This is a genomic window from Streptomyces sp. NBC_00859 (assembly GCF_045161865.1).
GTDB lineage: Bacteria > Actinomycetota > Actinomycetes > Streptomycetales > Streptomycetaceae > Streptomyces.
Genome location: NZ_CP108826.1, coordinates 2,179,596 through 2,192,626, shown reverse-complemented (window position 1 = coordinate 2,192,626; position 13,031 = coordinate 2,179,596). Strand labels below are relative to the sequence as shown.

The window sequence follows — 13,031 nt, the reverse complement described above, 5'->3', positions numbered from 1 at the left end:
GTGTTTTCCCAGCTCCTCGGTTCCACGGATCCTGCGGGGCTTGCTGACCGCAGGGCGGATCCAAGCAGCGACAGTTCCATTGCGGCAGCCATTACAGCGACGGCTTGATCACTACGCAAGCCCTCGCCGGTGGCGTAGATCCGCAGACCTTACGCCATAGGGGAAGCCCGTAATCCGGATGTGTCATCATCGCGGGTGTGGACAGTTACGCAGCGGTGGAGCGTGCGCTTCGCACGGCAGCGCCTCACCTGCTGGTGGATGTGGCCGCCGACGCTCTGCGTGAGCACTGGGGCGCGGTGGGTGTAGAGCTGCGCATGGCGGACTACGCCGTGACCTCGTTGCAGGTGGTCGAGCCGGTCCCCCTCGCCACGGAACCCGTCTCGGTCCACGACAGCCCGCAGGGCCGTGCCTTCGGCGCGCAGGAGCCCCGCGTGGAGCGCGGAAGCGGCGGCCTGGTGACCGTTCACCTGCCCGTCACCATCCGCGGGGACCGCATGGGCGTCCTGTCGGTGAGTCTCCCGGAGGCCCGGTACGAGAAGGCCATGCTGCCGGAGCTGGTGCACATCTGTGAGGCGCTCGGACACGAGATCCTCGTCGCGGAACGTGACACCGACCTGTACCTCGTGGCGCGCCGGGCCGCCCGGCTGACGCTGGCCGCCGAGGTGCAGTGGCAGCTGCTTCCCGGACGGTCGCTCGACCGCCCGGAGTTCACGCTCGGCGCCCATCTGGAGCCCGCGTACGCGATCTTCGGCGACGGCTACGACTGGGCGGTCTCCGCCAGTACCCTGACGCTGGCCGTGACCAACGGCATGGGCGAAGGGATCAACGCCTCGCTGCTCAGCAGCCTCGCGACCAACGCCCTGCGCAACGCGCGGCGCGCGGGCCTCGGCCTCGCGGACCAGGCCGCACTGGCCGACCAGGCCATCTACGGGCAGTACCGGGGCAAGGCCTACCTCTCTGTGCTCCTGATGCGTTTCGACCTGGCGACGGGCGACGTGGAGGCGGTGGACGCCGGTTCGCCCCGCCTGTGGCGGATGCGCGGGTCCGAGGTCGAACAGGTCCGTTTCGAGGCCCAGCTGCCGCTCGGCATGTTCGAGGACACCCAGTACACCACCGAGCATTTCCAGGTCCTCGCCGGAGACCGTCTGCTGTTCGGGAGCGACGGTGTCTACGACACCAGGTCGGCCAGCGGTGAGACATACGGAGACCGGGCCCTGGCCCGCTCCATGAGTTCCACCCGGCTGCTGCCTCCCTCGCAGGTACCGCGCGCCGTCCTCGGTGAACTCGCCACCTACCGCAGCGGTGTACCGCTCGCCGACGACGCCCTGGTGGTCTGCGTGGACTGGGCGGGGCGCGGCTGACCGTGCGGGGCGGACCCCGGACGGTGCCGCCTTGCGCCCCTTCCCCTCGCGGCTCCTCACCTCGCGGTGTGGTCCTGCGCGTCCGCGGTCGGCCCCTGCGCCTCTGCCCGGACCACGAGGAGCAGTGCTTCGGCGCGAGTGGGGGCGGTGGTGAAGATCCCGTCGACCCCGGTGACGTCGAACAGACGCTGCACCTGCTGCTGGACGGGGCCCGCCAGGCAGAACGTCCCGGTGCTGTTCGCCCAGAGCAGCAGATTCAGCGCGCTGGAGTCGGCGAACGTCACCCCTGACAGGTCGAGGACCACGGGTCTCCCGGCCTGGAAAGCGCCCGAGATGGCTTCCCGGACCGGCGGGGCGGCGTCGATGTCGATCTCGCCGGCAGGTGCCACTACCGTGACAGTGCCCTCTTCGGAGCAGGACAGGACGCCCCTTCCACCGTTCTGTTCCGGAGGCAAGCTAACTGTTGTCATTCGGCAATGATCGCATGGCCGCCGTGCCTTGGCGAGTGCCCTCCGGCCACCATGGCGGAGTTCACCCTCACAGGAAGCGCCTGATGGGGAGCACCGCCGCCTCGCGCAGCCGCTCGGACAGCGCCCGGCGGCCCCAGCGGGCGGGGTCGATCGCTTCGCCGTGTTTCAGGTCCTCGTCGAAGTCGGCGTCGAGCGCGGCGGTGAACGTCTCGTCTAGCACCGCGAGCATGACCTCTTCGTCGTGGTCGAGGGACCGGCGGTTGAAGTTGCTGGACCCGATCAGCGACGCGACATGGTCCACCGTCATGATCTTGGTGTGGAGCATCGTGGGCTGGTACTCGCGGATGTCGACACCTGCGGCCAGCAGGGCGGCGTAGTGGTGGCGGCCCGCGAGTTGGCACGCGCGCTGATCCGTGTGCGGCCCCGGCAGCAGGATCTCCACCTGCACACCTCGGCGGGCCGTGGCGCACAGCAGCTCGATGAAGTAGTCGTCCGGCGCGAAGTAGGCGGTGGCCAACCGGAAGCGCTGCTCGGCGGATGTGAGCATCACCCGGATCAGGGTCTGCAGGTCCTGCCAGCCGAAGCTGGCCGAACCGCGGACCACCTGGACAGTCGCGTCGCCGGGCTGGGCGTGCTCGGTGAAGCGGTCGCGCTCGTCGAACAACTCGTCATGGCACTCGGCCCAGTTCTGGGCGAAGGCAGCGGCGACGCCGTCGACGGCGGGCCCGCGGAGCCGTACGTGGGTGTCGCGCCACTCGGCCGGGCTCCGGGCGTCGCCGCACCACTCCTCGGCGATACCGACACCGCCGGTGAAGGCCGTGTGCTCGTCGACGACGAGGGCCTTGCGATGGCAGCGGTGGTTCTGCTTGAAGGGGGAGAGCCGGGTGGGCTTGCGGAACCACGCGACCTGCACCCCGGAGGCGTCCATCGCGTCGAGCAGATCCTGCTCGATCTCCTTGGCGCCGAAGCCGTCCAGGAGGAGCCGCACCCGCACACCGGCACTGGCCCGGTCCGCCAGCGCTGTCGCGAAGTCGCGGGCTATCTGGCCGCGCCAGTACACGAAGGTCATCAGGTCGATGGTGTGCTCGGCCGTACGGACGGCGTCCAGCATGGCGGGGAAGATCTCGTCCCCGTTGCGCAGCGGGACCAGCTCGTTACCCTCGGTCGCCGCGATCCCGATGAGCCGCTCCAGCCGTCTTCGCAGACGCTGCTTGCGCACCTGGGCGTCATCCGGCGGCGCTGCCGCTGTCTTCTGCTGCGTGAGCTGCATGAGTCTCTCCTCCTCGTCGCCGCACGGTGGTGCGCGACGACGATGAGGAGCGTAAACGGTGCGCGTCAGCGCCCGGCTCAGCGCTCCGCGAGGAAGGCGGCCCAGGCGTCCGGGGCGACGGTCAGGACGGGACCGTCGGTGACCTTGGAGTCACGGATATGGATGGCGCGGGGGTGGGCTGCCACTTCTACGCAGTTGCCGCCGGTGTCTCCGCTGTAGCTCGACTTGTGCCAGGTGAAAGTGGCCTCTACGCAGTTGCCGCCCTCGCTGCCGCTGTGAGCCGACTTGAACCAGATCAGTTCGGGGATCATGAGTCTCCTAGCAGGGAGTCCAGCAGGCCCATGCTGTCCTGTACCGAGAGGGCCTGCGAACGCAGCATCCCATATTTCTGCTCGTAGACGCTGACCTGATCCGGATCATCGACGAGGAAGCTTGCGTATTGGACTTCGAGGTAGGCGAGGTGATCGTGTTCCGCAGTTTCCAGCAGGACGAATGGGCCTGAGAGTCCAGCATGAACCTCCTGACCGGTCGGCATGATCTGGAGCCCCATAAAAGGGAGTTCGGCGCACTCGCGCAGGTGCGTGATCTGTTCGTGCCTGACTCGTGGACCGCCGGTCGGGCGGTGCAGGATGGACTCCTCAATCAGAAAGTTCATCATTGGTGGCCACGGCGTACGCTGGAACAGTCTCTGCCGGTCGATCCGAGCGGAAACGTTCTCCTTCAACTCCTCTGCGGCCAGCGGAGGGTAGAGCGAGCCGAAGACGGCGTGCGCATAGTCCTGGGTCTGAAGCAACCCGGGAACGACCTGATTCTCGTACGAAAGCAGCGTGCGCGCCCCCGCCTCGTAGTCGATGAAGTCCTGGACGAACACGGGAAATCGCTCCCGGTCCGGCATCTCCTCCACCCCGACCGCCAGCGCCCCGCCCGTCTCCAGCGCCCGGTCCAGCCGGTCGGCCAGGTCGGGTTGCAGCGGCCGGCGGCCCTGTTCGATCGAGGCGACCGTGTCGACGTGCACGTTCACCTCGTCGGCCAGCTGCGGCTGCGTCAGCCGGGCCCGTTTGCGGAAGTGTCTGAGCTGCGCACCGATCAGATGCCAGGACGGGTTCTTCTTGCGCTTGTTCGCCGGGTGCATGGGGGCTGCCTTCCCGCCCGAGGCCGCAAAGGACCGGTTTCGCGGCGTACCAGGAATCTGTACGCCTTCACTCATTGGCCCACCCTAGTCACATTGCGTGACCGTTGTCGTATGAACCTGGAACTCCAACTCCCCTACTTCCGTGAGGCGTTCTACCGGCGGGAGCGCAGGTCCGTCCCCCGGGCCAGGAAGTTCACCGCGGAGGCTCTCGCCGACTGGGGCCGCACCGCCCGTACGGACGATGTGCTGCTCTGTGTGAGCGAACTGGCCACCAACGCGCTGCTGCACGGCGTCCCGCCCGGCCGGGGATTTCGTCTGCATCTCTACCTGGAGCGTGACGGGTTGCTCCGTCTGGAGATCCATGACAGTGGCCCGGGTGAGGTACGCGTGCCGCCGGAAGCCGTGGATTCGGACGGTGGGCGAGGGCTGTCCATCGTCGCGGCTATCGCCGACAAGTGGGGCGTGGGGGAACGGAGTCCGGGCAAAACGGTGTGGTGCGAGTTCACTCTGTGACTGTGACCGTGTCGGTGATGGTGGACATGGCAGACAGGGCGGAGAAGCTGAGCGCGGCGAGCAGCTGAATCCCGGCCGCCGTCAGCAGCGCGCCGGGCAGTGACCAGGTGGCGAGTGGCCCGGCAGCGGCCGCGCCGACGGCGAATCCGGTGAGCTTCAGGCTGGCGCCCGTGGTGAAGATCTGGCCGCGCAGCCGCTCGGGCGCCTCCCGGTGGCGCACCGCGAACAGCGCGGTCTCTGTGCTTCCCCGTTCTGTGGGAACGTCTTCGTCGTCGAGGGGGACCTGCCCTGCCCGCCGGTGGCGCTCGCGCCGGTCCGTCCTCCGGGAGTGGCGGCTCACCGGCGCTCCCGGAGGACGGACCGAGGCCCCGGCGGGCAGCCGGGGCCTCGGGCGCGTACGGACAGCGGGTACTGCGAGCGCTACGGCTTGCGCGCCGTCATCACGCCTGGGACCCGGCGGACTTGATCGCCGAGATGTCGAAGGACAGCTTGACCTTGTCGCTGACCATGACGCCGCCGGTCTCCAGCGCCGCGTTCCAGGTCAGGCCCCAGTCGGAGCGCAGGATCTCGGCGCCGCCCTCGAAGCCGACGCGCTGGTTGCCGTAGACGTCGGTGGCCGAGCCGTTGAACTCCAGGTCGATCGAGAGCGGCTTCGTGACGTCCTTGATGGTCAAGTCGCCGACGATGCGGTAGGCGTCGCCCCCGAGCTGCTCGGCGCGGGTGGAGCGGAACGTCATGCGGGGGAACTGCCCGGCGTCGAAGAAGTCGTCGCCGCGCAGGTGGCCGTCGCGGTCCGCCATGCCCGTGTCGACGCTCTCGATCCGGATGTCGATGGCCGCGGTGGACTGCGCGGGGTCGGTCCCGTCCAGATGCAGCGTGCCCTCGTGCTCCGTGAAGGTGCCGCGCACGTTGGTCACCATGGCGTGGCGCACGGTGAAGCCGATGGCGCTGTGCGCCGGGTCGATGCTGTAGTCGCCGGACAGGGCGGCCAGGGCGGGGTCCACCGGGAGAGCGGTGGCGGCGGCCGGGGCGGTCGGGGACTTGCGGTTGAACAGAGCCATGGCTCCTCCTCGGGTGGTGACTGGTACGGCTGCGAACAAGGTTGTTTAACCTTCAACGAGATTCACTGTAAACACATCTGGTTCAAAGTTCAACATCTTCGTCGGCCGGATCGCGGGCGGGATTACGGACGCGCCGGTGAACCCGATCGTGGTGCGTGCTGACGCCCTCTGGCGGACGCGCGTAGAACTGCGGCACTATCTGTCCCGCTCCACCTGCACAGCCGCCCCACGGACAACGCGGTCATCACGGTCTTCACGGCCATCAGCAGGAGGGAATCCCCCATGAAAAACCACCCGGTCCGTCCGGTTCTCGTAGCGCTCGCACTCGTCCTCGGTGTCCTGTTCGCACCCGGCGTCGGAGTTCTCGGCGGTGCCACCGAGGCCTTCGCCGTGACGAAGATCAGCCAGGCGACGGCCACCTCGATGTTCCGTTCGTCCGGCATCACCTGGTCCTCGTCCGGCGGCTGCTCCGACCGGAACGTGGCCACCTGCACCTCATTCGACCAACTCAACCTGGCCACCGCGCAAGGCGCCCAAACGCTGAAGGGCGCACTCGGCTGCGCGGTGAACATCACGGGAGGGACCGAGACGGGGCACGCGTCCGGTACGTACTCGCACTGGAACGGCTACAAGCTCGACATCGCCAAGACGACCTGCCTGACCAACTACGTCAAGAACACCTTCACGTACATCGGCCTGCGCGGTGACGGCTATCCGCAGTGGAAGTCCGGCGCCGGCAACGTCTATGCGGACGAGGGCAGCCACTGGGACATCACGTTCTACAACTGCGGCGGCTGCTGACCGGGGAAGCGTCCGGGTCGTCCGGGTCGTCCGGAGCGTTCAGGTCGTCCGGAGGGATCGGCTGTCCGGAGGACCTGGTGGTCCTGAGGATTCGGAGGTCCGGAGGAATCGGAGGTCCGGAGGAATCGGCCGCCCGGAGAAAGCGCTTGCTCCTGGTTCGCGGTGATCCGGGAGCAAGCGCTTTCTAATCATGTTGTCCAGACCATTGCCCGGCAGTTGGCGCCCTGCTACACCAGCGGTTAGCAGTTCCACGCCGCCTGTCTCCGGGAGTCCCCTGTGCCCTCGTTGCCCCCTTGGTCCCGCCGCGCCTTTCTCGCCACCGCGGGCGCCGGTGCGCTCACCCTGACGGCCGTCCCGTACGCGAGCGCCGCCCCCGCGCCCTCCGCCGCGGGGGCAGGCTCCGACGACGAGTTCGCGACGCTCCGCGCCCGCTGGCTGGATCTCGCGCTCGGCAGCGGCTACGACGCGACCGCGGAGCCGTACGCCTCCGTTCTCAAGGCCACCGGTGAACTCGCCATGGGCTTCCGGGCGTCGATGGTCCCGGCGGACAAGTCCCTCTGGCCGGACTACCCGTTCGACCCGCCCGCCGGCATCACCCAGAGCTACACGCGGCTGTGGACGATGACCCAGGCGTACCTCCAGGACGGCACCGGGCTCACCGGCGACGCCGGGCTGCTCGCCGACGTGGTCAAGGGCATCGACCATCTCTCCGCGAAGATCTACAACGAGAAGACCACGGTCTACGGCAACTGGTGGGAGTGGCAGATCGGCAGCCCCCGGCTGCTGATGGACCTGGTGGCCGCCCTCTACAGCCACCTCACCGACACGCAGATCCAGGCGGCGTGCGCGGCCGTCGACCACTTCATCCCCGACTTGGTGCTCGCCGCCTACTCGGGCACCTCGACCGGCGCCAACCGGGTCGACCTCTGCCGCTCGGTCGCCATGCGCGGGGTGAACGGCCGCTCCCCGGAGAAGATCGCGCTGGCCCGCGACGCACTCTCGCCCGTCTTCCCGTACGTCACCACGAGCGACGGGCTCTACCCCGACGGCTCCTTCCTTCAGCACACGACGATCGCCTACTCGGGTACCTACGGCCAGGTCATGCTCGACGGACTCGGCCGGCTGTTCACCCTGCTCGCGGGCTCCACCTGGGACGTCACCGATCCCAACCGGCAGATCATCCTGGACAGTGTCGAGCACGCCTACGCGCCCATCATCTACAACGGCCTGGCCATGGACAGCGTCAACGGGCGTGCGGTCAGCCGTGGTTACCTCACCAGCGACGACCAGCACGTGATGCGCAGCGACCACTTCCACGGGAAGGGGCTGATCGCCGCCATGGCGGTGATAGCGGGCGGTGCGTCCGACGCCGAACGGCTGCGCTGGCAGGGGATGATCAAGGGCTGGATCGAGCGGGACACCACGACGCCGATCCTCACATCACCGCAGTTCGGCGTAGCGGACCTCTCGCGGCTGCGGGCGGTCGCCGACGCTCCGGTGGCCGCGGCCCCCGAGCCCGTCGCCCACAACCTCTTCGCCTCCATGGACCGCGCCGTGCACCGCCGCCACGGCTGGGCCGCGAACATCTCGATGTCCTCCGAGCGGATCTCGTACTACGAGTGTGGCAACGGCGAGAACCTGCACGGCTGGCACACCGGTGCCGGAATGCTCTACTGGTGGCCGGCGAAGCAGGCGAACGACCACTACACGGACTGGTTCTGGCCGACCGTCGACCCGTACCGGATGCCCGGAACGACTGTGTCCACCAAGCGACTTGCCGACAACGCGGGCGGCGAGTGGGGCGCCGCCAAACCGGCCGTCAAGTGGGTGGGCGGGGCGAGCGACGGCGAGTTCGCGGCCGTGGGCCAGGACGTCAAGGGGCTGCTCTCCACGCTGCAGGCGCGCAAGTCCTGGTTCTGCGTGGCCGACACGGTGATCTGCCTGGGCGCCGGGATCACCGCCACCGACGGTGTCCCGGTCGAGACGGTCGTCGACAACCGCAATCTCGGCGCCGGCGGCAAGGGCGCGTTCACGCTGGACGAGCACCGCCGACCGCGCTGGGCCCACCTCGCGGGCCACGGAGGGTGGGTGTTCCCCGGAGGCACGGACGCGCTGCACACCTTGCGGGAGGCCCGCACCGGGGCCTGGCACGACATCAACACCACCAGCTCGACCGACAAACAGACCAGGACCTTTCAGACCCTCTGGCTGGACCACGGGACGGACCCGGTGGACGCGTCGTACGCGTATCTGCTGATGCCGGGCGCCTCCAGCCGTACGCTCGCGGCCCGCGCGGCCGACCGCGGCTGGCTGGAGGTACTGGCCAACACGGCGGCCCAGCAGGCGGTCGCGGTCCGCTCGCTCGGGCTGACCGCGGCGAACTTCTGGCAGGCCGGTACGGTGGGGCCGCTCACCGCGTCCGCTCCGGCGAGCGTGCTCGTGCGGCGCAAGCGGCACACCGCGACCCTGCACATCAGTGAGCCGCCGCGGTCCGGGAAGCCGGTGGAGATCGTCTGGAAGCAGCCGGTACGCCGGGTGACCAGCGCCGATCCCTCGGTGCAGGTGGTCTCGACGGGGCGGTCGCTGCGGCTGCGGATCACTCCGGGCACCGCGGGCGCCACGCACGCCTGCGAGGTCGTCACCGGCTGACCGCGCGGCCGCCCGCGCTCCGGCCCCCGCCGCGAGCTCGCCTGCGGCTCTTGTGGGAACTCCACAATCCAGGGTGGCCCTGGACTGGCACTTCGGCTGCGCCTGAGGTGTCTTCTGTCCAGGGCGGCCAGGAAACTGGTCCGGAGACTGTTCGAAGTGCACTGCGTATTTTCTTGCTGGAGTTCGTAGGGTCGGAACATGACCGTTTTGGACGAGACTGCGGGCGAGCCCACCGACGCACGCGGGCGGGTGGCCGAGCTGCTGGCGCTGCGCGAGCAGGCCAGGCGCGGGCCCAGTGAGCGAGCGACCGAGGCCCAGCATGCGAAGGGCAAGCTGACCGCGCGCGAGCGCATCGAGCTGCTGCTGGACGCGGGATCGTTCAAGGAGGTCGAACAGCTGCGCCGGCACCGGGCGACCGGGTTCGGCCTGGAGGCGAAGAAGCCGTACACCGACGGTGTCATCACCGGATGGGGCACGGTCGAGGGCCGGACGGTCTTCGTCTACGCGCACGACTTCCGGATCTTCGGCGGGGCGCTGGGTGAGGCTCACGCGACGAAGATCCACAAGATCATGGACATGGCGATCTCGGCGGGTGCCCCGCTGGTCTCCCTGAACGACGGCGCGGGCGCGCGCATCCAGGAGGGCGTATCGGCGCTCGCCGGATACGGCGGGATCTTCCAGCGCAACACGCGGGCCTCGGGTGTGATCCCGCAGATCAGCGTGATGCTCGGCCCGTGCGCCGGCGGCGCCGCCTACAGCCCGGCGCTGACCGACTTCGTGTTCATGGTCCGGGACACCTCGCAGATGTTCATCACGGGACCCGACGTGGTCCGCGCGGTGACGGGTGAGGAGATCACTCAGAACGGGCTCGGCGGTGCGGACGTGCACGCCGAGACGTCGGGCGTGGCGCACTTCGCGTACGACGACGAGGAGACCTGCATCGCCGAGGTCCGCTACCTCGTCTCGATGCTGCCCTCCAACAACCGCGAGAACCCGCCCTCGCACCCCAGCGACGACCCCGCCGACCGGCGCTCCGAGGTCCTCCTGGACCTGGTGCCCGCCGACGGGAACCGACCCTACGACATGCACAAGGTGATCGAGGAGCTCGTCGACGACGGCGACTTCCTGGAGATCCACGAGCGCTGGGCGCGCAACATCATCTGCGCACTGGCCCGGATGGACGGCCAGGTCGTGGGGATCGTGGCGAACCAGCCGCAGGCCCTGGCGGGTGTCCTGGACATCGAGGCGTCCGAGAAGGCGGCCCGCTTCGTCCAGATGTGCGACGCCTTCAACATCCCGATCATCACCCTCCTCGACGTCCCCGGGTTCCTGCCCGGTGTGGACCAGGAGCACGGCGGGATCATCCGCCACGGAGCGAAGCTGCTCTACGCGTACTGCAACGCGACCGTGCCCCGCATCTCGCTGATCCTGCGCAAGGCCTACGGGGGCGCGTACATTGTCATGGACTCCCAGTCCATCGGTGCCGACCTCACCTACGCCTGGCCCACCAACGAGATCGCGGTGATGGGCGCCGAGGGCGCGGCCAACGTCATCTTCCGCAAGCAGATCGCCGAGGCCGAGGACTCCGACGCCATGCGCGCCCGCATGGTCAAGGAGTACAAGGCCGAGCTGATGCACCCCTACTACGCGGCCGAGCGCGGCCTGGTCGACGACGTCATCGACCCCGCCGAGACCCGCGAAGTCCTCATCGCCTCCCTCGCGATGCTGCGCACCAAGCACGCCGACCTGCCCTCCCGCAAGCACGGCAACCCGCCCCAGTAGGCACAGCGCCTCCGCACTTCTCCGTTCTTCTCCCAGCACGACTCAGTAAGGGGAAACACCTTGAGTACTCCCACCGCCGCCGCATCGCTGCTCCGCGTCGAGAAGGGTCACGCGGAGCCGGAGGAGCTGGCCGCGATCACCGCGATCCTGCTGGCCCGCGCCGGCAACCGGCCGGAGGCGCCGGCATACACGCCCCGCACCACGGCCGGCTGGCGCCGCCTGGAGCGCACCCCGGGCTTCCGGGCGCCGCACTCCTGGCAGGGCTGAGGCCCCGGCCTCCGGTTCGCCTCACGCCGGACACAGCACAAGGCCCGCACTCTCCTCCGAGAGTGCGGGCCTTGCGCTGTACGCACGGACGGCCGCTACCGCAGGCGGGCCATCAGTGCGTGCTCGACCAGCGTGATCAGCGCGCTCTTCGCGTCTGCGCGGTGTCGTGCGTCGGTGGTGAGGATGGGGGTGTCGGGGCCGATCTGGAGTGCTTCGCGTACTTCGTCGGGGGTGTAGGGCTGGTGTCCGTCGAAGCCGTTGAGGGCGATGACGAAGGGGAGTCCTGAGTTTTCGAAGTAGTCGACGGCGGGGAAGCAGTCGGCGAGACGGCGGGTGTCGACGAGGACGACGGCGCCGATGGCTCCGCGTACGAGGTCGTCCCACATGAACCAGAAGCGGTCCTGGCCGGGGGTGCCGAACAGGTAGAGGATCAGGTCCTGGTCGAGGGTGATGCGTCCGAAGTCCATGGCCACCGTGGTGGTGGTCTTGTCGCCGGTGTGTGTGAGGTCGTCGATGCCTGCCGAAGCGGACGTCATGACGGCCTCGGTACGCAGCGGGTTGATCTCCGAGACGGCGCCGACGAACGTGGTCTTACCCACGCCGAAGCCCCCTGCCACCACGATCTTCGCGGAGGTAGTGGAGCGGGCTGCACCGCCGCTAGAGCTTGCGAAGTCCACTGAGCACCCTTTCGAGCAGTGTCACATCTGGCTGGCCGCCGACGGCGTCGTCGCCGCCGGGCTGATGAATGGCGACAAGCCCGGCCTCCGCCAGATCGGCGACGAGAATCCGGGCGACGCCGAGAGGAATCGTAAGGAGTGCCGAGACCTCGGCAACAGACTTGATCTCGACACAGAGCCGGCAGATCCGCTGGTGCTCGGGCAACTGCCCTTGCAGCTGTGACGGTTCTGCCGTGGTGCTGACCAGCGCCTCGATGGCGAGCTGGTAACGCGGCCGGGTCCGGCCGCCGGTCATGGCGTACGGGCGTACGAGGGGGTTGCGGTCCTGAGCCGGAGCCGGGTCGGGCTGCGGCTTCCAGCTCGGCTGCACCGGCTGGATACGGGGCGGCTGGTCGTACGGCGAAGGCGGATCGGGCTGCCGGTTCGGCTGCCTGCCGTGTCTGCCCGGCGTGGAGGGAAAATCGAAACGGTTCCGGTCGAACTCACCCGGAACCCGCTCACCGTAGTAAGGGTGACCGCCTGGGGGTGTTGCCACGTTTCCTCCTCCGACTGCCCGTCGCTGTTCCTGTGGAGCCGCGCCACCGCACCTTATGGCGCGGTGGCGAGAAACGCACTGTCTGTTTGCTAGTTGAGAAGACTGCCCTGCAATTCGGCGCGCAGATCCGGGGTCAGGACGCTGCCCGCGCGGTCCACCAGAAGGGCCATCTCGTAACCCACCAGGCCGATGTCGGCCTCGGGGTGAGCGAGTACGGCCAGCGAGGAGCCGTCGGAGACGGACATGATGAAGAGGAAGCCGCGCTCCATCTCCACGACGGTCTGGTTGACATGACCGCCCTCGAAGATCCGGGACGCCCCCGCGGTGAGCGAGGTCAGCCCGGAGGCGACGGCCGCCAGCTGGTCGGCACGGTCACGCGGAAAGCCTTCGGACATCGCCAGAAGGAGTCCGTCGGCGGAGACCACCACTGTGTGGGACACCCCGGGGGTGTTGTCCACGAAGTTGGTGATCAACCAGTTCAGGTTCTGCGCCGCCTGGCTCATCGGGCTCACA

Annotated in this window: 14 protein-coding genes and 1 pseudogene; 6 read left to right on the top strand and 9 right to left on the bottom strand. The window is 68.7% G+C overall.

The annotated features are described in order from the left end of the window. Positions 1–197 precede the first annotated feature (197 nt). The gene (locus OG584_RS09055) at positions 198–1,361 is read left to right on the top strand and encodes a PP2C family protein-serine/threonine phosphatase (RefSeq protein ID WP_405776808.1); all 1,164 of its coding nucleotides are present in this window, start codon (positions 198–200) and stop codon (positions 1,359–1,361) included. Positions 1,362–1,417: 56 nt separating this feature from the next. Here OG584_RS09055 and OG584_RS09050 read toward each other — a convergent pair whose 3' ends face one another. The 4 genes from OG584_RS09050 to OG584_RS09035 form a co-directional block, all read right to left on the bottom strand. After that, entirely contained in the window at positions 1,418–1,831 is a 414-nt protein-coding gene (locus OG584_RS09050) for an STAS domain-containing protein (RefSeq protein WP_405776806.1), read from the bottom strand. Positions 1,832–1,898: 67 nt separating this feature from the next. Then, positions 1,899–3,101, bottom strand: coding sequence for a phospholipase D-like domain-containing protein (locus OG584_RS09045; protein ID WP_405776805.1), 1,203 nt, complete (start codon positions 3,099–3,101; stop codon positions 1,899–1,901). A gap of 77 nt (positions 3,102–3,178) precedes the next feature. Next, positions 3,179–3,412, bottom strand: a complete 234-nt coding sequence (locus OG584_RS09040; RefSeq protein WP_405776803.1) for a DUF397 domain-containing protein — start codon at positions 3,410–3,412, stop codon at positions 3,179–3,181. Then, positions 3,409–4,233: a helix-turn-helix domain-containing protein gene (locus OG584_RS09035; RefSeq protein WP_405783947.1), complete on the bottom strand. Its 825-nt coding sequence runs from the start codon at positions 4,231–4,233 to the stop codon at positions 3,409–3,411. The genes OG584_RS09040 and OG584_RS09035 overlap by 4 nt, the downstream gene beginning before the upstream one ends. Before the next feature lie 111 nt (positions 4,234–4,344). Here OG584_RS09035 and OG584_RS09030 point away from each other — a divergent pair, with 111 nt between their 5' ends. Further along, positions 4,345–4,746, top strand: coding sequence for an ATP-binding protein (locus OG584_RS09030; RefSeq protein WP_405776801.1), 402 nt, complete (start codon positions 4,345–4,347; stop codon positions 4,744–4,746). Here the strand turns inward: OG584_RS09030 and OG584_RS09025 are convergent. Then, positions 4,736–4,993: pseudogene (locus tag OG584_RS09025) on the bottom strand (MFS transporter); the annotation flags it as partial. The gene OG584_RS09030 and the pseudogene OG584_RS09025 sit on opposite strands and share 11 nt — an antisense overlap. Before the next feature lie 193 nt (positions 4,994–5,186). Then, a complete protein-coding gene (locus OG584_RS09020) occupies positions 5,187–5,807 on the bottom strand; it encodes a YceI family protein (RefSeq protein WP_405776799.1) in 621 nt (206 codons plus the stop codon). Between the two features lie 282 nt (positions 5,808–6,089). On the opposite strand from OG584_RS09020, the gene OG584_RS09015 reads away from it, so the two are divergent. From OG584_RS09015 to OG584_RS09000, 4 genes are all read left to right on the top strand, one after another. Then, positions 6,090–6,608 (top strand): hypothetical protein, encoded by a 519-nt coding sequence (locus OG584_RS09015; protein WP_405776797.1) that lies wholly within the window; start codon positions 6,090–6,092, stop codon positions 6,606–6,608. A 276-nt stretch (positions 6,609–6,884) separates the two neighbouring features. Further along, entirely contained in the window at positions 6,885–9,257 is a 2,373-nt protein-coding gene (locus OG584_RS09010) for a polysaccharide lyase 8 family protein (protein WP_405776795.1), read from the top strand. A 198-nt stretch (positions 9,258–9,455) separates the two neighbouring features. Then, entirely contained in the window at positions 9,456–11,039 is a 1,584-nt protein-coding gene (locus OG584_RS09005; protein WP_405776793.1) for an acyl-CoA carboxylase subunit beta, read from the top strand. A 60-nt stretch (positions 11,040–11,099) separates the two neighbouring features. Further along, positions 11,100–11,306, top strand: a complete 207-nt coding sequence (locus tag OG584_RS09000; RefSeq protein ID WP_405776791.1) for an acyl-CoA carboxylase subunit epsilon — start codon at positions 11,100–11,102, stop codon at positions 11,304–11,306. A gap of 95 nt (positions 11,307–11,401) precedes the next feature. Here the strand turns inward: OG584_RS09000 and OG584_RS08995 are convergent, their stop codons facing one another. The 3 genes from OG584_RS08995 to OG584_RS08985 form a co-directional block, all read right to left on the bottom strand. Then, positions 11,402–11,983 carry an ATP/GTP-binding protein gene (locus OG584_RS08995; RefSeq protein WP_014048542.1) on the bottom strand — a complete coding sequence of 194 codons (582 nt, stop codon included), beginning with the start codon at positions 11,981–11,983 and terminating at the stop codon, positions 11,402–11,404. After that, on the bottom strand, positions 11,964–12,518 hold the full coding sequence (locus OG584_RS08990; RefSeq protein WP_405776789.1) for a DUF742 domain-containing protein: 555 nt from the start codon (positions 12,516–12,518) through the stop codon (positions 11,964–11,966). The genes OG584_RS08995 and OG584_RS08990 overlap by 20 nt, the downstream gene beginning before the upstream one ends. A gap of 89 nt (positions 12,519–12,607) precedes the next feature. Beyond that, positions 12,608–13,021 carry a roadblock/LC7 domain-containing protein gene (locus OG584_RS08985; protein WP_164260062.1) on the bottom strand — a complete coding sequence of 138 codons (414 nt, stop codon included), beginning with the start codon at positions 13,019–13,021 and terminating at the stop codon, positions 12,608–12,610. Positions 13,022–13,031: the final 10 nt, after the last annotated feature.